Genomic DNA, 19,531 nt, shown 5'->3' on the forward strand with positions numbered 1-19,531 from the left:
GTTGCCCTCGTCGTCACGCGGTCGAGTGGCAACAAGGACGCGAACTCCGACGTCCGAGCAAGTCTCCACAAGGGGAAGGACGATTCGCGCCACTGTAATACGTGCTTGCTCAGCGTTTACAGTCTCGTCTAGCGCATCGATAACGACATTGAAGTCCCTGCCCGGACGGGAAACTAGCGCACTGTGGAGAGCAGCGGGAAGATCGTCTATCTGCGTCGGCAGAGTAGCCGACGCGGCTCGGGCAATCTCACATGCCACGTCCAAGGCAGTTTTTCCCTTGGCGTGCACAGCGCAGGCAACGGAGCCGATGGGAGCCCGTATGCCGTCGTCCTCAGATGGTAGGGACGCGGCGATTGCCGCATCCGCTGTCGTGACTATCCGGCCTAGTACAGCGGACTTTCCGACGCCGGGTGACCCAGTGACTACAAGAGCTCGACGCTCGTAACGCCCACCGATCCAATGAATAAGCTTTGTAAGCGCTGCTACACGGCCGCGGAACCTGTAGCCCTGTTCCGTGTCCACAGTTACACCGCGTGCACGCGGCTTCCAGTGTCTTCCTGCCTCGGGATCTCCTTCGAGCTTCCAACCCCAGGCTGCAAGTGCTGCCTCACCTGCTGCTTCGATATTCCATTGGCTAAGGGTTCGGATTTTTTGCTCAGGGAGACATCGATCCACTTGGGCAAGTGAAATAGCGCAGGCATCCCCACTTACACCGCTTGCTTGTCCCACCATGCCGACTACTGCATTGTAGTCCGGGGACCAAAGCGCCGCCCCGCTATACCCTGGGCGAACGGGATAGCGCGAATCTGTATCCAGGCGCACCCACCCGTAACTCAACTCTTCGCCGATCAGACCACTGGACGAATTACCTATCCATTGCCCGTCGGGAAAACCAAAAGACCACCAGTCCCCACCCACTAGGTCTCCAGCGCTGGGGCATCTCAACCTGGCAGACATGTCGTCAGGCAGAGCGTCCTCCAGATACAGGATAGCAACATCTTGTATCTGGGGCTGCGGTGGCGTTATTACCTCGCGAACCCGGATTCTCCGAGGGCCCATGTAATCTGACTTAGGGAATGCAACCCAGGGTTTGCCTTCCTTGCTCAATAGGGGCAATACAACGTGGGCGCAAGTTACGACTCGATCAACATCAGCGACGAATCCTGATCCGAGAGGGCGCAGGTCATCCTCTGACGCGTGTACGGCTGCGACCCACATCGCTGCCTGCGGTCTAGCGTCGCGCTCGGCCCCGGACATGTAGCGCTACCTATGCTGCGGCGCTGCTGCCGTCAGGCTTCCAAGTCAGCGTGACTTCGAAATTGGCATCCACGCCCGTTTTTGCCACGATCCAGTTGGTTGTACCGTTTACTTTGATCCCGAACTTTACCTGCACTTCGCTCGGTTTAACTTCGGCCACCTTTTGCATCACTATGCGAGCCGCCTGGACAGCAGGATGCACTGCTTCTTGGACGTGACCTGCAACGCCATCTGCACTCACGGGTTGGAAGTCATTCGTTGGCTCAATCTCGAATCGCACAGTGGTAGCATCATCGAGCATGTAAGTAACTACTTGAGATGTAGTCAACAGTCTCTCCCCCTCGCTCAGAGCGTCTAGCATAGTGGCCCCGTCTGAGCTTGATGCTCTGTCTGCGTCAGATATGAGGTCAGCGGATGAACGCCGGCAGGCGCACGCCGCAGGTCGGCTAGGCATCCGGTACTGGAGCACCCAAGCTTCCCGAACTAAGGCTCAGACACCGTCATCGCGTGGCTGCCGTCGTGGCTTGCTCTGGTCGACGGCGGTGCAGCGTGGTGCAGGCCGATGAGGGTACAGCGAGGCACGCGCGTGCCGGGTCAGCCGGCGCACCCGCCGTCGTGGCTGACTGTCGTCGGCTGAGATTCGTGCCACAACCGTGCCAGATACAGGGGTCAGCCACGGTCAACGCCGGTGCCCTGCGGTCGAGTAGCCGCCCGCTGCCTCGGCAGGCGAAGCCGCAGCTCAGCCCGTGCATCACCCCGCCTCTCTCCTAAAGTGGTTGTCCAGACCGCTCACCGAGTCCACACGCGCTGGAACTCTTCGGCCGGGATGGCCTCCAGCGGATCCTGTCCAGGATCGATTGCTTGGTCTGTCAGGCCGCCGTGCTCGTCCTCCAGGTGCTCCCAGCTGTATCGGTGGAGCTGGCCGGCCGCAGTCAGCTCGGCCTGCTTGATGACGATCAACTCGCCGCGATCGGGTACGGCCTCGATGTACCAGAGGCCGCCTTCTTCGTCAGCGTGGCGGAAGTGGTGCCGCCGAGTGGCGCACTCGTCGAGGACTCGGTAGTACGCCGTGATCTCTGCCGCGATGCGCTCCAGGTCGTCCACGGAATCATCGTGCCAACGAACGCAGGTAGTTGGGACGTTGTGACATCCACAAGTGACATCAACGGCGCCGGACGCCAGCACTCCCAGACAGCCTGGCATGGCCAGCGTGGCCGTGTCGTTCCCAGTGGTGCCGAGGAGCGATCGAACTCCTAAAGCGGTGCTCACCAGGCTCGACCACACCACGAGCATGCCCAGTAGGGTGCCGCTCGTGAATATGTGTCCTGATCACGTCGACAGCAGAGAAGACCTGGCTGCCTTCGTCCGTGCCCTTCACCGCAGCCACACCGAGGAGGGCCACTCATGGGAGAACGCGGACCTCGCGGGTTTCCTGGAGGCGCTGGCAGCCTGGATCGACGACGCAAACGGCTGGTACAGCAACGCCGGCCGCAATCTGCCCGCCAGCGGTGACTGGAACTTTTTCGCACGAGCCTTGCAGGCTGCGACCACCTACGAGTAGTCCGTGGCTCACAGCAGAAGCGCAGAGCGGACGTCAGCGCCCGTGCCATACGCGTGCCAGATCGTGCAGGGAGCCACGGGGAACGGCGGGGACCAGGCCGCCGGTCAGTCAGGCCCCGCGCCCGCTCCGCCGCAGTTCAGCCAAGCAGCCGCCCACCGAGAACCCAAGCTTCCCAAGCTGAGAGCGCGAGTTCGATTCTCGTCACCCGCTCCACGAAGAAGGCCCAGGTCACGGACCCGGGTCTTTTTGCTGTGTCCGGGGATCGGTCGTGGCGTGCCGGATCCGCGCCGGGAGGCTCGTCGGGCCTCTTCCGGGTGACCGCCCCTCCGGCCTCCCGGCCGGTGGCGTCCAGACCGACGGCTGCCCCTTCCCCCACGTGTCCGCGTGGCCCTGGAAGTCCACCGCGCCCGCTTCGGGATTCCCCCGCTCGTCCTGGCGGGCCCCGGCCGTTCCTCGGCACGCAGTCGTCGGCATCCACCGCGGTGTGGAAGGCGGAGGAAGCCGGGCGCACACCCCCGGCCAGGCCTGGACAGCAGGCCTGGTACCGGACGGAGAGAAGCCACTGAACGCTCCGAAGCGCCGCCACCCCCTGCGCCATGGCTACGACCACGGCCTCGACGCCCTCGCACGCGGATACGGGGTCGACGTCGCCGACTGAACGGCGGTGCCGGACGCGGAGGTCTCGCGTCCCCTGTTCGGACCGGCGGCGCAGTGCGGGTGGGGAACCAAGCGCAGGGACCGGCAGGCAGGAGGAGGCTGCGGGAGCGGGTGCCGTCTTCCACCACGGGATGGTGCCGCTCGTGTCGGACTCCTGCATGGGCCAGCTCGCCCTCCTGAGGAGCGTGCTGGGCACCCTGGTGGACGGCGAACAGCACGGGTCGGATCGTGCACCCCCCACCAGTGCCTTCCTGGGCTCTTGGCCGCCGGGTTCGTGGCCGCCGGCAGCGCGCACGAAGGAGCTCCCGACCGCCGACCGCCACCCGCCCCCACCTGCATCGCGGGATTCCCCGGTGCCGCCGCTTCCCTCCGGCCGCGGTCACCGGCCCCTCCTCAGTCCGATGGCCGTGCGGCCAGCGAGCGCGGCGCCGGGCAAGGCGGGTGCCACGCCCCGAACTCCCTTGATCCCCGACTGCCCAGGGGCCGAGGAGGTCACCGTTCCGCGCGGGTCCGGGCGAGCGCTGCCGGTGCACGCCTCACTCGGGCAGCGCCCGACCGACCACCGGGTGCGGTTCGGGGCGCCGCGCCGGTGCGGGAACCCGCGACCACCGTGCGGTGGTCCGCGCGTAGCCGTGGACCACCGAGGTCATGGCCAGCACGATCAGTGGTCCCGCCACCCACGGATGCCGGGCCATCTGCAGGGGCAGGCAGCGGTACGACACCAGGAGCGCGGCGAAGACCGAGGCGCCGTAGGCGGCCAACCGGATCCCCGACCGGTCCCAGCCGCGGTCGAACGAGCGCAGAGCCGCCTCGATCGTGAGCACGAACACCACGCCGGCGACGAGGTCCGTGCCGTAGTGGTAGCCGAATCCCAGCGTGGCGCAGAGCGTGGCGATCAGCCAGAACGTTCCTGCGTGGCGCAGGAGCCGCGGGCCCTTGCGGGAGTGTATGAAGATCGCGGTCGCCCACGCCGTGTGCAGGCTGGGCATGCAGTTCCGTGGGGTGATCCCGTCGAACGGCATGTGGTGCGGGGCACCGACCGGCGGCAGCGCCCGCGGCCACAGGTCGGCCACGGCCCAGGGCTCGCTGGGCGGCATGTGCGGCGCCCACAGGCTGACCGCCGACCAGTGCTCGGCGCCCGTGCCGTAGGCGAAGACCGGTCCGACCACGGGGAAGACCAGGTAGAAGGCCGGTCCGAGGAGGCCGATCACCAGGAACGTGCGCACCAGGTGGTGGCGCGGGAAGCGGCGCTCGGCCGCCACGTCGCGCAGTTGGTACAGCGCGACGACGACCGCGGCCACCGCGAGCTGGCCGTAGACGACGTCGAGGAGGTTGAAGCCGATGGGTCCGGTGGCCGTCACGGCCCGGCCCACCAGCCACGAGGGGTCGCCCAGCGCGTGATCGGCGGTCGCCACGTACTGGTCGAGCACCGTCGTGCGGGTCTTCGAGGTGATGAACAGCCAGGTGTCGCCGGTCTTGCGGCCGGCCACCAGCAGCAGGCCCAGCCCGGCGCCTTTCAGCAGCAGGACCCGTTCCCGGCCGGTGCGGCGGGTGACGGCGATGACCGCACAGCCCAGGATCACCCACAGGGCGCCGTTGCCGAAGGGGTCGCCGCCGGCCGTCCTGGCGCCGACCGCCCACCGGAACGCCGCGAGGGCGACGTCGACACCGATCGCCGCGCCCACGGCGATGAACCGTTCCCGCCAGGTGAGCACCACCATCGTCAACGCCATGGCGGCGTACAGCAGACCGCCCGACTTCGGGGCGGATATCAGCTCCCGCGCCTGGTTGGTGATCGGCCCCGGTTCGCCGTAGTGACGCGCGGCGACCTCCAGCGCGACGAGGAACCCGAGGGCCGCGACGGCGACCGCGGCCCAGAGTCCGGCCCGTGGTCGGCGCCGTGCGGGGAGCTCGGCTCTCCCCTTCGTTCGCGAGGAGTTATGCGGTGGTATGTGTCTCAATTTTCGTCAGCTTTGCTAGTTCTTGCTCACAGCAGGGTGGTTGTGGCTCATCACCCTTCGATCGGAACCGCATTCCCCCTCACGGGGGCGACCCGTGGGGACGAGGCGGAAAAGGCACGGTCCGGGTTCCGGCCCCGTTCTCGCCGGCCGCGCACGGCACCGGCGACGGCTGCTACGGCTGCGGCTGCGGCTGCGGGCACACGGTCCGCCGGCGTGGGGGTGGTCTCCGACCGGGGCGCTCGCCGTGGGGGGCCTCGCAGGCGCCAGCATCACCGGCGAGCGGCAGGACGGGCGCCGCGCGGGCGGCGCCGGCGCGGTCCGCACCCGCGACGGCGGTGGCGTCGGGGGAGTCCGCCGGACAGGGGGCATCCGGTTCACGGTGCCCGCCGGCGAAGGGCCCCCGGTCGCGGCACGCGCTTGCGCGGTGGGGTCGTTCCACCCGCGGACCCCATGCGTCCCTCAGAGCCCCGAGACACCTCACGCCCCCCTGATCCGCCCCCGCACGCCACCCGTGCCCCCGGTGTGCCCCTCAGAGCGGACGGCCATGGTCGACGGCGGTGCTCCGGACTCTCGCGCCGAGGGAAGCACAATGAATCCGCGCAGGTCAATAGCCGCGCGAGCCCACACCCGCCGTCGCTTCCCGGGCCGAGGGCGCCGGCTCGGCTCTCGTCGTCCGCTCCACGGCGAAGGCCCAGGCAGCGACCCGGGCCTTCGGTGGCGGACGCGGAGCCTCAGCTCGTGAAGGTGAAGCACCTCCGGGTGCCGTACGCCGTCGCGGTCACGCTGTCGCTCGAGCCGCCGGCGTACGAGTCGCGGACCCGGAAGCGGTGGGCGGGGTGCCCGTGGGCGTGACGACGGACTTGCCCGTGGAGCCGAGCGGGCAGGACTGCCTGCCCGTGGTCCGCCGGACGCCGCCGGAGTGGACCTGGGCCCGCGGCGGCCGCTTCCGGTCCGGGTACGGCGTCATCGTGGTCGTGACGACCGGGTCCTTGGACTTGTGGAAGCAGGAGCAGGCGTGGTTCCACGCGTACCGGGTCCGGCAGGAGCCGCCGAGCGCCGGACGTCAGCACGTCCGGGCGGGCCCGGGCGCCGCAACGGCCGGCCGCCGGGCCCCGGCTGCTCGAACCCCTGGGGATGTCGCCGGCCGGGGGGTGTGACGAACAAGGGGCGCGGACGGCCGCACCGAGCGGTACGCACGGGCGCATACTGGTGACGATGACAAAGCCAGCCGCACCGAAGCGCCATCTGCCCACCAGCCCCTTCAACGCCCCGCTCACGCCGTCCCCCAAGCAGTTCGCCGTGGGCGACCAGGTCACCCACGACGTGTACGGCCTCGGCCGGGTGATCGGCATCGAGGACGGAATCGCAGCGCTCGTGGATTTCGGTTCGACGCAGGAGCGGATCCTGAGCCCGTACACCAAGATGAGCAAGCTGTAAGCACTGCCGTGCCCGGTCAACGGCACGCCAGGCGCCTTCGTGGCCCTGTACCGAGTAGGAGACCTCTCATCGACCCGACCTCGCTGTTCTCCGCCCCGGAAGGGGCGCCCCGCCATGCCGCTGCGGCATCGCCGCCCCCGGCGACGGACCCCTTCCAGGCCCCGGATTTCGGGGAGGACGAGAGCTTCCCGTCCACGCCGCGGCCCTGCACCGCCGCTGCACCGGATCGAGCGGGGAGCAGCGGGAACCACGCCGGCAAAGACCCGGCCCGAAGCGGCCGCGCCCCGGCTGTTCGCCCGGGCCGGCGCCCGGGCCGGCCCCAGTGACCGCGGCTTCCCGGGCCGCGGGCGCGGATCCGGTCCTCCTCGTCCGCTCCGGGTGAGACGCCGGGGTGAGGGCCCGGGGTCCGTTCGCCGTCCGGGCCGGTTCGAGGACGACGTGCCCCGTGCCCGGGGGACCCGCTCGCGGTCCCGCTGCGGCTGAGCACCTCCCCCGGGCCGCCGGCGACGAACGGAGACCGGCGCTCCGTCCGGACACCCGGACCACCGGCCGCCCCCGGTGGCCGCGCGGGGGCCGGGTGCGCCCGGCGGGGGCGGTTGGTCAGTCCGCGCAGGGCGGCCCCTGGACCTCGCTCGACTGGCGCGGGCCGTAGGCGCCGCAGGCGAGGACCGCCTTCGGCCGGTTCCCCGCCTGGCGCAGCAGGACGAGGGTCTTGTCACGGGGCGGGGCGTTGGCGCCGTCGTAGGAGACGTACCCGGTGGCCCCGTTGAAGGTGATGCCGGCGTCGAGGACCAGCAGGACGGACTTGCGTTCGACGTCCGGGTCGCCCTGCCCGGCCCGGCGCACCGCCTGTGACAGGACGTGGAAGGCGTCGTACGAGACCGCGGAGTGGCCGTCCTGCTTCCAGGGGTCCGTGCCTTCGGTGGTGTTCTTCACGTAGGCGTCGTAGGCGGCCACGAACTGCCGGGTCCTGTCGCTCGCGTCCGGGTCGTCGTCCGGCAGCCGGTGCGCGGAGTAGTACAGGCGCAGCCAGTCCTTGTTGGCGAAGGCACCGGTCTGCGCCACGTTGGTCAGTTCGTTGCCGCCGAGCACCGTCACGTCGCGCGCGGTGCACGTCCCGGCGGTGTCCATGGAGTTGATGAGCGCGGTGAAGTCCTTGGCCCGCGCCGACCAGTACACCACCGAGTCCGGCTCGTCCTCCAGCGCGGCGCACAACGCCCGTGCCAGCGCGGCGGCGTCGGGCTGGCTGACGGCACCGCCCAGCGGTGCGGGGCCGAAGTCGCCCTCCTGGTTGAAGTCGAACACCTGGTGCGTGCCGTCGAACGCGTCGACGAACCGGCGGGCGAGGCTGTGGCTGTACAGGTCCGCGGAGCTCTCGATCACGATCGCGTGCCCGGCCGGGGTGCAGCGGTCCTCGAAGCCGGGCTCGGCCACGATGTTCTCCGTGGACGCGAAGTCCGCCTCGATCCTGGCCTCGCGCGAGTTGAACGGCGTGGACGGCCAGTAGGTCCGTGCGGCGGGACCGGTGAGCATCTCGTCGGCGGTCGCGGTGGTGCCGATCGTGGGGATGTACGCCTCGCCGAGGATCCGGAGGGCCGCCTGGGTCTCGGCACGGCTCTGCGCGAAGCCCAGGACGCCGACGACCCGGTCGGACGCCGGGGCGCTCCCCTCGTCCGCCACCTCCGCGACGAGCTTCCTCGCCTCGCTCCCGGCGTCGCGGAAGGCGACTCCGGCCTCGCGCACGTCCACCCGCAGGGGTATCAGGGAGTCGTCGGCGGCGGCCTCGCGGTTCAGCCTCTCCTGCCACATCGCGATGCCGCGCAGCTCCGGGATCGTCCCGTCGAAGCGCGTCTCGTCCTCGGTCTTCGGCGGGTCGGACACGAAGGCGACGACCGTCCGCACGGTGCGGCCCTGGTCGGCGTACTTCTCGGCGCGTGCGTTCTGCTGGTCGATGGTCCTCACGGCCGCCCCGTACCAGGCGGCGGCCTCCACCGGCACCGGCTTCGTGGGAGCGGACTCCGCCACGGACCCGGTGCCGCCGAGGCAGTCGCGCGGCGGGGGGAAGAGGACGGGCGGGAGCAGCAGCCCCGCGGTGAACAGGGCGAGCGTGGTCACCCCGCTCACGATCGCGGCCGGGACGTACCGGCTGAACCTGAACGTCTTCGGCCCGACGGGCAGGACGGGCACGCCGCGCGCCGCCAGGTCGGCTTCGGAGGTGGTGACCAGCACCGGGGGTCCGCCGGCAGCGCCGTTGTCGGCGAGGCGCACACTCGCCTCCGGGAACGTGCTCTCGGCCGGGTCGCCCAGTTCCCGCAGCAGGGCCTCCGAGGGCACGCCCACGGCGACGACGAGCGGTCCCGGCGGCCCGGCGGTGGCCTGGGCCCGGCGCAGGGAGCGCAGGAAGCGCTCCGCGGCGCGGGCGCCCGGCTCCCCTGCCGGAGGCAGCTCCACGAACAGGACCGGGCGGCTGGTCCTGCGGCGCCGGCCGGGCAGGACACGGCCGATCGCGGGCCGGCGCAGGTCCTCCAGCAGGGCGCGCAGGAGGAGCCAGTCGAACTCCTGGAGCGCCTCCTCGTGGGCCGCGTCGTCCATGAGCTGGACGGAGCGCTCGGCGGCCACGTGGTCCATCACCCGGAAGAGGTTGTTGCTGCCCTGGGCCACCGGTTCCGCGCCGAGCCAGCCCCGCATCACCTTGCGGGAGACGCGACGGGCCCAGATCCGCCGCGGAAGCAGCTGCACGAACGACAGCCAGCTGAGGTTGGCCAGGAAGCCGGCGAACCCGTCGAGGGCCGGTCCCTCCATCCTGGTGAAGGCCAGCGCACCGCCGCGATGGGCCCGTCGCTCACCGGCGTACGTCCGCAGCTCCGCTTCCTGGTTCGTGTTCGTCGCCCACTCCTGCGGGTGCGACCTGATGTACCCCACCAGGTCGCACATGACGTGGAAGTGCGGGAAGCGGTCGGGGGTCATGTGCTGCGGAGCGCTGCGGTACAGCTGCGTCCCGGCGCTGGCGGAGAGCAGCCGGGCGTCGGCCTCCTCGCCGGTTCCGGCCGGCAGGTGGGCGAACGGCACCCGCTGCCGCAGCGCTCCGGTGAGGGCGGCGACGACACGGTCCACGCTGCTCCGGTACGCCGCACGCGGCACCCGCAGGAGGAACAGCGGCGGACTGGTCCGCAGCTTCGCCCGGTTCTCGTACGCGGGGGCCACGGTCACCCGGAACTCCCGTACGAACGAGATGGCCTGTTCGTTGGGGAATCTGGGGCCGCCGAGCGGTGTGGTCATGTGGGGCTCCCCCGTGTTCGGCCTGATCGGCGCATGCCGGGGGACGGCAGTGCCCCCCGACCAACTCGACTACGTGCGAGTGGAGTTGAGAGAAGTCGGTGGAGAGGGGTGGGTCGCGGAAAGGGAGCTGAAGGATAACCACGGTGTGGCGGGGGTCACAATGGGCTGCCGGAAGCGCTCCGCCGGTCCGCGCGTGCGCCTCCTGCTCCCTCCGTGTGCGCCCCCTCCGGCCCGGGTCGTGCGACCCGGGCCCCGCCGTCCGCTGTGGTCAGCGGTCGCGTACCGGACCCGTGCCGGGAGGCCCCGCGGACGCCCGCGCCGCGGCCCCGCCCCTGCGAACCGCGGCGTCAGTGGCGCCGGCGGCCCGGCGCGTCACCAGGCCAGGGCGTCGGACAGGGTCGACTGCCAGTACGAGACTCCGATCGAGTCGTCGACGTACACGCCCTTCGCGGGGAGCGACGGGTGGGCGACGCCCGCTCCCCCGTCGAAGAAGACCGCGAGGGACCTGGCCGTGTAGCCGTGGGAGCCGCTGCCGTCCGCGGCCGCGAGGAGGACGCCCGCATATCCCGACTCGCCGGGGGCCAGCGTGACCACCGCCTGCGGCTTGGAGTCCTCGAAGGCCGGCGGGACGGACTGGGCCTCATCGAATCGGACCGCCGGATAGCCGGTGAGGTCGCAGCTCCTGGAGCCGGTGTTGGTGACGGTGAGCAGGAGGTGGTTCAGGGGGCGGGAGACCTCCGTGGCGGTCATCCGGGTGGAGGTGCCGGAGCAGGGGGTCGAGGCGGACACCGGCTCCGCGGAACCCGCGGAGCCGGTGTCCGCGGAGCCCGACGGGAGCCTGGAACCCTTCGTGCCGTTCGAACCGGCCGCGCCGCCGGCCGGGTCGGAGGTCCGGCCCGCCGGACGGACCCGTTCCGTTCCGGTGGAGGTTCCCCCGCCCGCCTCGGGCGAGGGCGCGGCGGAGGCCGTGGGCGCGGAACCCGCCGGCACCCCCTCGTCGTGGACGCCCTCTCCGTCGCCGCAGGCCGTCAGCGTCAGCGCGGCGGCCGTGAGCGCGGCGGCGGCGAGCAGGCGGGTGCGGTGGGTGCGTACGGACATGTGATCCCCCTGGTGCGTCGTGGGTGTGGTGGCACGGGCCGCTCGCCCGGCCGGCGGAAGCGGCGTGCTTGGATGGCCCAAGCTTGTGCGGCGATCCGTCCCGACCGCCACGGCTGCCGGGGCATCCGGGACGCTGGAACGCTTGCACCAGCTCTGACCTGGGGGAATGACCTCCCCCTGGGACGGGGGTCCGGGATGTGGGGAGAGAGTGGAACAGTGGCGGGAGACGAATTCTCGGAGCTGTTGGGCAGGCTGAAGAAGCGGTCCGGGCTCAGTTACGGGGTGCTCGGCAAGCGGCTGCACACGAGTGCGTCCACGCTCCACCGGTACGTCAACGGGGACGCCGTACCGGTGGACTACGCGCCCGTGGAGCGGTTCGCGCGGGTGTGCCGGGCGACGCCCGAGGAACTGGTGGAACTGCACCGGCGGTGGGTTCTCGCGGACGCGCGGCGAGGGCAGAAGGCGGGCGGGGCCCCCGCGGAGGAGGAACCGCGGGTACGGACGGCGGCGGAGACCGGGACGGGCGCGGCGGAGACCGGGACGGGGACGGCGCGGGCCGGGACGGAGCAAGCCGGGACGGGGACGGCGCGGGCCGGGACGGAGGCGGCGCAGGCCGGGACGGGGACGGCGCGGGCCGGGACGGAGGCGGCGCAGGCCGGGACGGGGACGGCGCGGGCCGGGACGGAGGCGGCGCAGGCCGGGACGGAGGCGGCGGAGACCGCAGCGGCGGCCGGGGCCGGCTCCGGGGGCGGGCGGTGGTCCCTGCCGAAGGCTCCCGCGGCGCGGCGGCGCGCCGCCGTCCTCGCCGGGGCCGCCGTGGCCGCCGTCCTCGTGCCGGCCGCGCTCGTGGTGCGCCTCGCGCCCGGCGGGAGCGGTGACGACCGGGACGGGAAGCCGGTCGCGGGAACCGCCTCCCGGTCCGCCGGCCCCGTCGGTGAAAGCCCCGGCGCCTCCCGGCCGGCCGGAGCGAGGGGCGGTCCGGTCCCGCCGTCCGCCTCGCGCGGCGGTGGTCCCACGGACTCCGCCTCCGCCTCCGCCTCCGCCTCCGTCTCCCGGGGCGGTGCGGCCGGGGCGGTCCGGGGCGGCGGTTCCGGGGACGGGGCCACCGCGCCCGCGGTCGCCGTCAACCCGTACAAGTGGGAAGGGCCGTGCAGCCAGCACTACCTGGTCGACCGGAAGCCCGAGCAGGTGCCCCCGCCACCGGCTGAGCCGGACGCGCGCGGGTGGGTCACCGCCCTCGGCGGGGTCGCCGGCGGACAGCAGATGCTCGCGCTGACCGTGCAGGGCACCGGAAGGGCCACCGTCGTCCTGGAGGAACTGCACGTGCGGGTGGTGGGGAAGAGCGCGCCGCTCGCCTGGAACGACTTCGTGATGGGCGTCGGGTGCGGCGGTGACGTGGGGACGGCGGCGTTCGGGGTGGACCTCGACGCCGGGCGGCCGGTGGTCTCCCCCGGGACCGGCCAGCGCGACTTCCCCTACAAGGTGAGCGAGTCCGACCCCGAGGTCTTCTACGTCTTCGCGAACGCGCGGGCGCACGACGTGAGCTGGTACCTGGAGCTGGACTGGTCCAGCGGTGACCGGCGGGGCACCGTACGCGTCGACGACGGCGGCAGGCCCTTCCGGACGAGCGGGAACGCGGGACGGCCCGCGTACACCCAACCGCTCGGTGCCTCCGAGTGGGGGCGGGACGAGTACGACCCCGTCGTTCCCGGCTGAGCGCCCGGCGGGCGGCGGCTCCCCGCCTCCCCCGCCGGCGCCGGCCGACGGCACGCGGCCGGCGCGTCACGGGCCGCCGCGTGCCAGCAGGGAGACGGCCGCCGCGGCCGAGGCGGTGGCGGCGAGGACCACCGACGCCGACAGCGCGTGGTACTTGAGGAGCCTGCGGCGCAGGGTGGCGTAGCGTGCCTCGTACTCGCCGCGCAGGCGGGCGGCCCTGTCGGCGAAGGACTGCAGAGCCTGGCGGGTCAGGCCCAGGCGCTGCTCGGTGTAGTGCCGTGCCAGGTCCTCGGCCTGCGCCGTGGTCAGCCAGGGCAGCTTCGCGCACAGGTTCTCGGCCTCGCGCCGGGCCTGCTCGCGTTCGGCCTGCAGGAGCAGGAAGCCCTCGACCTCGCAGGCGAGCACGGCGCCCTGCCGGTCCGGGGAACCGGAGGACGGCGCGGAGGTCACGGCTTTTCCTTGTGGCTGCTGGCGTCGACGGCGTCGCGCCGGCCGGCGTTCGCCTCGTGCTCGCTCTCGGCGATGTCGGGGTGGTGCAGGTCGAAGGCGGGGGACTCGGAGCGGATGCGGGGCAGGGTGACGAAGTTGTGGCGGGGCGGCGGGCACGAGGTGGCCCACTCCAGGGAGCGGCCCCAGCCCCACGGGTCGTCGACCTCGACGCGCTCGCCCTGCTGGGTGGTCTGCCAGACGTTGTAGAGGAACGGCAGGGTGGACAGGCCCAGCAGGAAGGCGCCGACGGTGGAGACGGTGTTGAGGGTGGTGAAGCCGTCGGCGGCCAGGTAGTCGGCGTAGCGGCGGGGCATGCCCTCGGCGCCGAGCCAGTGCTGCACCAGGAAGGTGGTGTGGAAGCCGATGAACAGCGACCAGAAGTGGACCTTCTCCAGGCGTTCGTCGAGCATCGTGCCGGTCATCTTCGGCCACCAGAAGCTGAATCCGCCGAACATCGCGAAGACGATCGTGCCGAACAGCACGTAGTGGAAGTGGGCGACGACGAAGTACGTGTCGGTGACGTGCCAGTCCAGCGGCGGGGAACCCAGGATGACGCCGGTCAGCCCGCCGAAGAGGAAGGTGACCAGGAAGCCGGCCGCCCACAGCATCGGTGGTTCGAAGGACAGGGAGCCCTTCCACATGGTGCCGATCCAGTTGAAGAACTTCACCCCGGTGGGCACGGCGATCAGGTACGTCATGAAGGAGAAGAACGGCAGCAGCACCGCTCCCGTGGCGAACATGTGGTGCGCCCACACGGTCACCGAGAGGCCGGTGATGGCGATGGTCGCGGCCACCAGGCCCATGTAGCCGAAGATCGGAGTGCGGGAGAACACCGGGATGATCTCGGTGATCACGCCGAAGAACGGCAGCGCCAGGATGTACACCTCGGGGTGGCCGAAGAACCAGAAGAGGTGCTGCCACAGCAGGGGGCCGCCGTTCGCGGCGTCGAAGACGTGGGCGCCGTACTTGCGGTCGGCCTCCAGGGCGAACAGGGCGGCGGCCAGCACCGGGAAGGCGAGCAGGACCAGCACCGAGGTGAGCAGGATGTTCCAGGTGAAGATCGGCATCCTGAACATCGTCATGCCCGGTGCCCGCATGCAGATGATGGTGGTGACGAAGTTGACCGCGCCCAGGATGGTGCCGAACCCGGACAGCGCCAGGCCCATGATCCACATGTCGGCGCCCTCGATCGGCGTCCGGATCGAGTCCGACAGGGGGGTGTACGCGGTCCAGCCGTAGTCGGCGGTGCCGTTGGGGACGAGGAAGCTGCTGATCACGATCAGGCCGCCCAGCGCGAACAGCCAGAACGACAGCATGTTCAGCCGGGGGAAGGCCACGTCCGGTGAACCGATCTGCAACGGCATGATCGCGTTGGCGAAGCCGGCGAAGGTCGGGGTGGCGAACAGCAGCAGCATGATCGTGCCGTGCATGGTGAAGGCCTGGTTGTACTGCTCGGTGGAGAGGATCTGCAGTCCGGGACGGGCCAGCTCGGCGCGGATCGCCATGGCCAGCAGGCCGGCGACCATGAAGAACAGGAACGAGGTGATCAGGTACAGGTGCCCGATCTTCTTGTGGTCCGTCGTCGTCAGCCAGGAGACGATCACCCGGCCCATGTGTCGACGTCCCTCGACCGGCACCAGCGTGGCTGGCTCCGTCTCTACGGTCATTGGCAGCCTCGAACGTGTAGGACCGACAGAACAGCATTCGGGGCCAAGCGTTCCGTAAACGGATGAAAGGTGCACGCCCGGACCGGGAAGATGGACCGGACGGGTTACGGCGTCAGGCGAACGGCGTACGGCCGCCGCGCCCGGCCCGGACCGCGCCCGGCCCGGACCGCGGCGGTCCCCGCGGCGCGGACCGGGCCGGGCGGCGCCGGGGACGGGCCGGCCACGGCACCGGGGCGCCGCCGGGGCTCCGGGGCGTGGGCACGGGGAGGGTGCAAGCGCAGCCCGGACGGGAACTCGGACCCCGCACACGAGGGGAGTCACGATGGCCGACGACGACGACTTCTACACACGCGACCGTCCGGACAACCCGGAGCTGGCGGAGGACCGCCCGAGAGGAGGCGGGCCGGAGGACCCGGAAGAGCGGGGGCAGCGGCGGAGGAAGCCGATGTGGATGGTGATCGGGCTGGTGGTCGTGGTGATCATCATCCTGGCGCTCTTCATGCCCTGAACCGCTCCGGGGGCCCCGGACCGCTTCGGGCCGGCGCTCCGGTCGGGGGCCGGCCCCGTCCGGCCCCCGGTCCGGGGCCGGGGCTCATTCCGGGAGGTAGTAGGTCTGCCGCAGGAAGGCGGCCATGTCCTCCAGCGCCTGTACGTAGCCCGCCCGGTAGCGCGCGTCCGTGTCGGTGCGCCCGCTCTCGGCCGTGGCCCACCGGTCCGGCTGCAGGGCGATCCGCAGGTGGTTGCGGTACAGCGCGCCGTGTTCGCCGGCGAGTGCGGTGCGCGCGCGCTCCCCGTCCCAGTCCTCGAGGGTGCCGGTGTCGAAGTCCAGCAGGTGTTCGTCGGGCTGCTGCACGGTGTTCCTCCTCGGTCGGCTCCCCACGCCCGGCACGCGCCCTACCGGGCCGTCACCCGCAAGGTCCCGGCGGTGGGGTCGGCGGCCGGGCGGCGGTGCCCGCCGGCGCGGCCGGACCGGCGCGGCAGCGGGGTCGGCGTGGCGCGGGCGGCCGGGGCGGCGGCCGCGGTACGCCTTCGCCGGCCGGGTCACGGGCGGGACCGGACCACGGGCGGGGCCGGGTCAGGGCTCCAGTACGCCGACCACGGTGATGTCGACGGCCGTCACCACGAGCCCCAGTTCGAGCCCGGCCGAGCGGAGCACCGACCGGCGCACCTGGCGGACCCGGTAGGGCAGCGGGCGGTCGAGGGCGGCGGCCACGGTCATGGTCACCCGCACGTCGGTGCCCCCGTCCTCGGGCGTGAGCCGGCAGGTGGCGGCCCTGGCGCCGGGGACCGCGTCCACGGCGCGCCGCAGCACCCGCGCCGCGGCGTTCTCGGTGATCCGCCGGCCCCGGTCCGGGCCGGCCGGCGGCAGCAGCCGCCCGAGCCGGACCTCCGCCCTGACGGCGTCCATGACACGCTCGACGAGGGCGTACGGGCCGGGCGGTTCCTCGGCGCGCAGCCCCCGGGCGGCCGCGTCCACCGCGGCCAGTTCCCCGGCGGCCGCGCGGCAGTGGGGACAGGAGACCGCGTGCGGGTCCGCGGCCGGCGCCGCGTCCCGCGCCTGTTCCCAGGCGCGGCTGAGCAGACGGCCGCAGGGCAGCACCTCGTCGCCCTCGAACGGGGGCGCGCAGGCCGCCGGGCCGGTGCGGATCCCGCCGGACCGCGCGTACGGGTCGTCTAGCGCCATGGGCCCATCGCCTCCTGGAGGGATCGGCGTGCCCGGAACAGCCTGCCGCGCACCGTCTGCTCGCTGGTCCGCGTCACGTGGGCGATCTCCCGGTAGGGCAGGCCCTGGAGCTCGCGCAGGATCCAGCAGACCCGCTGCCCGGTGTCCAGTTCGGCGAGCGCGCGGCACAGGGCGGCCGTGGCCGCGTCCCGCTCGGCGCACCGGGCGGGCTGGCTCCACGCGTCGTCCGTCACCGGTTCGGCGACGGCCTCCAGGGAGAGGGCCGGCGGCCGCCGCCTGCGCAGGGTCAGGCAGCGGTTGACGGTGATGCGGTACATCCAGGTACGGAACTCCGCGCCGTGCTGGTACTCCGGCAGCCGCCGCCAGGCGCTGACGAAGGCGTCCTGGACGGCGTCCTCGGCGTCCTGGGTGTTGCCGAGCACGGAACGGGCCAGGGCCAGCAGGGGCCGGCTGTGCCGCTGGACGAGTACGGCGAAGGAGTCCTCGTCCCCCTCGGCCGCCCGTACGGCCAGCAGGCTGTCCGGCAGGTCGGCCCGCAGGGGCGGGACGGCGAGGCGTTCGGTCATGGCACTCCCGCACGCGGAGGTTCGGGGCGGACGAGTACCCCTGCACGCGTGTGTGATGCGCGTCACACCGCATACGTGTGAGGAGTGCTGCCGCCCGGGAGTCCAAGCACGCGACGGGCACCACGCAGGTGTCACACCGACCGATCGAGGCGACCGCCATGACGGAGAACATCACCAGTGTCGGCGGGGGCAACCGGCCCGACACGGGCGTGAGCGCGCTGAAGGGCCGTACCGGAGCCAACGCTCCGGCCGAGACCCGGGGGAGGACCGCCATCGCGGACGGCGTGGTGGCCAAGATCGCCGGCATGGCCGCGCGCGAGGTGCCGGGCATCCACAACCTGGGAGCGGGGATGGCCCGCGCCTTCGGCGCCGTGCGGGAACGCGTCCCCGGCGGCGGCGGGGGCGTCACGCGCGGGGTGAAGGTCGAGGTCGGCGAGCGCCAGGCCGCCGTGGACCTGGACGTCGTCGTCGAGTACGGCGTCTCCATCGTGGACGTGGCCGGCGGCGTGCGCAGCAACGTGATCAGTGCCGTGGAGCGGATGACGGGCCTGGAGGTCGTCGAGGTGAACATCACCGTCGACGACGTCCACCTTCCCGACGAGGAGGAGGAGACCCAACCGGACGAGAGCCGCGTGAGGTGATCCACCACCGCGCCCCGGGCGCGGGCGGGTGGTCAGGCGGACGGCGACGTACGTGGTGAGACGGGTGAGCGCGCGATGAACACAGCGACGACGGGCATGGCGGCGGGCATGGCCCTGGGCTTCGCCGGCTACTTCGGCGGTTTCTGGGCCTTCCTGCTGGTCCTGGTGCTGGGCGTGGCGGGGCTGGTCGTCGGCCTCGTCCTGCAGGGCGACCTCGACGTCCGCGGACGGGGGCAGCGGTGACGACCGCCCGGCCCGGCCCGGCCCCCGGCACAGGACCCGGCCCGCCGGCGCCGACCGCCCTGCCGCCTCCGGCGGAGCGGGGCGCCACCGTCATCCCGGACCGGGTGGTCGCCCGCATCGCCGCCCAGGCCGCGCGCACGGCCCAGTCCCGGCGCGCCGCCCTGCCGTCCGGCCGGGACGGCGAGGCGGGGCCCGGCGCCTCCGCCGCCGTCCGGGGCGGATCGGTGCGGCTGCACCTGAGCATGGACCTGCCCTACCCCACCGACCTCCCCGGGACCTGCGAGCGGATCCGGCGCGATGTCGCCGAGCGGGTGGCCCGGCTGACCGGCCTGGAGGTGGGAGAGGTCACCCTCACCGTCCGCCGGCTGGTGACCGTCGCCGGCGCGAAGCGGGGGCGGGTCCGGTGAACCAGGCGCGTCCGCCGAGTCCGCTGTCCGGCGCGCCCCCGCGAGGCCCGGGCCGCCGGGTACGCCACGCAGCAAGGAGCACCGGCATGACATCCGACCCGGACCCTCCCGCCCGCGACCCCGCGCCGTCCGCGCACCGCCCCGCGGTGCCGCTGACCAAGGGGCCCGGGGAACCGGGGGGACGCGGGCGACCGGGGGAGCCCGGTCCGCCCGAGCGCGACGACACGCCCCCCGCCCCGGACCCGGTGGCGGACGGACTCGGCGGGCGGCACCGGTCCCGCCGGCCCTGGTCCGCGCGCCGCCTTCCGGCCGCGCTGACCGCCCTGGTGGTCCTCGTGGCGGCGGGCGCGGCCCTGGTCGACGTGGTCGCCGTGCGGGCCGGACGCCCGACGGCGGCCTGGCGGCGGCGCCTGACCGGCGAACTGGCCGCCCGCCCGGTGGACAACGTGTGGATGCTCACGGGCGCCGCCGTGGCCGCCGCCGTCGGCGTCTGGCTGATCGTCCTGGCCCTCACCCCGGGCCTGCGCCACTGGCTGCCCCTGCGCGTCCCCGCCGGCCCCGCCGCGCCCCGGCTGCGCGCCTCCCTGGACCGCGACGGCGCCGCCGCCCTGCTGCGCGACGCCGCCATGCGGGTCCCGGGCGTCGGTGCGGCCCGCGTCCGGGTGCGCCGCCGCCGCGTCACGGCCCGCGCGGACGTCCGCTTCCGCGACCCCCGGCAGGTGAAGGACGACCTCACCGCCGTCCTCGGCGAGGAACGCGACCGGCTCGCCCTCGCCCGCCCTCCCCGCGTCGTCGTCCGGGTGCGCCGACGTGGGGACTGACCGCCACGGCCACCGCCGCCACCGCCCGTCCCCCAGCACCGGAGCCC

Annotated in this window: 18 protein-coding genes and 1 pseudogene; 8 read left to right on the forward strand and 11 right to left on the reverse strand. The window is 72.6% G+C overall.

The annotated features are described in order from the left end of the window. Window positions 1–741: 741 nt before the first annotated feature. The 3 genes and pseudogenes from QQY24_RS34765 to QQY24_RS14875 all read right to left on the reverse strand — a co-directional run. Window positions 742–1,257: pseudogene (locus tag QQY24_RS34765) on the reverse strand (serine protease); the annotation flags it as partial. A gap of 10 nt (window positions 1,258–1,267) precedes the next feature. Continuing rightward, window positions 1,268–1,537 carry a CU044_2847 family protein gene (locus QQY24_RS14870; RefSeq protein WP_301973163.1) on the reverse strand — a complete coding sequence of 90 codons (270 nt, stop codon included), beginning with the start codon at window positions 1,535–1,537 and terminating at the stop codon, window positions 1,268–1,270. A gap of 509 nt (window positions 1,538–2,046) precedes the next feature. Further along, window positions 2,047–2,361 carry a hypothetical protein gene (locus QQY24_RS14875; RefSeq protein ID WP_301973164.1) on the reverse strand — a complete coding sequence of 105 codons (315 nt, stop codon included), beginning with the start codon at window positions 2,359–2,361 and terminating at the stop codon, window positions 2,047–2,049. A gap of 97 nt (window positions 2,362–2,458) precedes the next feature. On the opposite strand from QQY24_RS14875, the gene QQY24_RS14880 reads away from it, so the two are divergent. Then, window positions 2,459–2,818: a hypothetical protein gene (locus tag QQY24_RS14880; RefSeq protein WP_301973165.1), complete on the forward strand. Its 360-nt coding sequence runs from the start codon at window positions 2,459–2,461 to the stop codon at window positions 2,816–2,818. A gap of 1,193 nt (window positions 2,819–4,011) precedes the next feature. Here the strand turns inward: QQY24_RS14880 and QQY24_RS14885 are convergent. After that, window positions 4,012–5,310, reverse strand: a complete 1,299-nt coding sequence (locus QQY24_RS14885) for a phosphatase PAP2 family protein (protein ID WP_301976251.1) — start codon at window positions 5,308–5,310, stop codon at window positions 4,012–4,014. Between the two features lie 1,341 nt (window positions 5,311–6,651). On the opposite strand from QQY24_RS14885, the gene QQY24_RS14890 reads away from it, so the two are divergent. Further along, window positions 6,652–6,873 carry a hypothetical protein gene (locus QQY24_RS14890; protein ID WP_301973166.1) on the forward strand — a complete coding sequence of 74 codons (222 nt, stop codon included), beginning with the start codon at window positions 6,652–6,654 and terminating at the stop codon, window positions 6,871–6,873. 600 nt (window positions 6,874–7,473) lie between these two features. Here QQY24_RS14890 and QQY24_RS14895 read toward each other — a convergent pair. Then, entirely contained in the window at window positions 7,474–10,152 is a 2,679-nt protein-coding gene (locus QQY24_RS14895) for an ABC transporter substrate-binding protein (protein ID WP_301973167.1), read from the reverse strand. 372 nt (window positions 10,153–10,524) lie between these two features. Further along, window positions 10,525–11,250 carry a DUF4232 domain-containing protein gene (locus QQY24_RS14900; protein WP_301973168.1) on the reverse strand — a complete coding sequence of 242 codons (726 nt, stop codon included), beginning with the start codon at window positions 11,248–11,250 and terminating at the stop codon, window positions 10,525–10,527. A 216-nt stretch (window positions 11,251–11,466) separates the two neighbouring features. Between QQY24_RS14900 and QQY24_RS14905 the strand changes: the two genes are divergently transcribed. Then, on the forward strand, window positions 11,467–12,966 hold the full coding sequence (locus tag QQY24_RS14905) for a helix-turn-helix transcriptional regulator (protein WP_301973169.1): 1,500 nt from the start codon (window positions 11,467–11,469) through the stop codon (window positions 12,964–12,966). Window positions 12,967–13,032: 66 nt separating this feature from the next. Here the strand turns inward: QQY24_RS14905 and QQY24_RS14910 are convergent, their stop codons facing one another. Next, on the reverse strand, window positions 13,033–13,416 hold the full coding sequence (locus tag QQY24_RS14910; RefSeq protein ID WP_301973170.1) for a hypothetical protein: 384 nt from the start codon (window positions 13,414–13,416) through the stop codon (window positions 13,033–13,035). Next, complete coding sequence (gene ctaD, locus QQY24_RS14915; RefSeq protein ID WP_301976252.1) at window positions 13,413–15,068, reverse strand: cytochrome c oxidase subunit I; 1,656 nt, start codon at window positions 15,066–15,068, stop codon at window positions 13,413–13,415. Before ctaD ends, QQY24_RS14910 begins: the two co-directional genes overlap by 4 nt. Before the next feature lie 376 nt (window positions 15,069–15,444). Between ctaD and QQY24_RS14920 the strand changes: the two genes are divergently transcribed. Then, complete coding sequence (locus QQY24_RS14920) at window positions 15,445–15,630, forward strand: hypothetical protein (RefSeq protein WP_301973171.1); 186 nt, start codon at window positions 15,445–15,447, stop codon at window positions 15,628–15,630. 84 nt (window positions 15,631–15,714) lie between these two features. On the opposite strand, the gene QQY24_RS14925 is transcribed toward QQY24_RS14920, so the two are convergent. The 3 genes from QQY24_RS14925 to QQY24_RS14935 form a co-directional block, all read right to left on the reverse strand. Then, on the reverse strand, window positions 15,715–15,975 hold the full coding sequence (locus QQY24_RS14925; protein ID WP_301973172.1) for a hypothetical protein: 261 nt from the start codon (window positions 15,973–15,975) through the stop codon (window positions 15,715–15,717). Between the two features lie 222 nt (window positions 15,976–16,197). Then, the gene (locus QQY24_RS14930; protein ID WP_301973173.1) at window positions 16,198–16,806 is read right to left on the reverse strand and encodes a hypothetical protein; all 609 of its coding nucleotides are present in this window, start codon (window positions 16,804–16,806) and stop codon (window positions 16,198–16,200) included. Then, window positions 16,797–17,372, reverse strand: a complete 576-nt coding sequence (locus QQY24_RS14935) for an RNA polymerase sigma factor (protein WP_301973174.1) — start codon at window positions 17,370–17,372, stop codon at window positions 16,797–16,799. Before QQY24_RS14935 ends, QQY24_RS14930 begins: the two co-directional genes overlap by 10 nt. Window positions 17,373–17,530: 158 nt before the next feature. Between QQY24_RS14935 and QQY24_RS14940 the strand changes: the two genes are divergently transcribed. The 4 genes from QQY24_RS14940 (at window position 17,531) to QQY24_RS14955 (ending at window position 19,484) form a co-directional block, all read left to right on the forward strand. Further along, window positions 17,531–18,013, forward strand: coding sequence for an Asp23/Gls24 family envelope stress response protein (locus QQY24_RS14940; protein ID WP_301973175.1), 483 nt, complete (start codon window positions 17,531–17,533; stop codon window positions 18,011–18,013). Between the two features lie 75 nt (window positions 18,014–18,088). Continuing rightward, window positions 18,089–18,256 (forward strand): hypothetical protein, encoded by a 168-nt coding sequence (locus QQY24_RS14945; protein ID WP_301973176.1) that lies wholly within the window; start codon window positions 18,089–18,091, stop codon window positions 18,254–18,256. Beyond that, entirely contained in the window at window positions 18,253–18,663 is a 411-nt protein-coding gene (locus tag QQY24_RS14950; protein ID WP_301973177.1) for an Asp23/Gls24 family envelope stress response protein, read from the forward strand. Before QQY24_RS14945 ends, QQY24_RS14950 begins: the two co-directional genes overlap by 4 nt. Window positions 18,664–18,749: 86 nt before the next feature. Beyond that, complete coding sequence (locus QQY24_RS14955; RefSeq protein WP_301973178.1) at window positions 18,750–19,484, forward strand: DUF6286 domain-containing protein; 735 nt, start codon at window positions 18,750–18,752, stop codon at window positions 19,482–19,484. Window positions 19,485–19,531: the final 47 nt, after the last annotated feature.

This window comes from Streptomyces sp. TG1A-8, assembly GCF_030499535.1.
GTDB lineage: Bacteria > Actinomycetota > Actinomycetes > Streptomycetales > Streptomycetaceae > Streptomyces.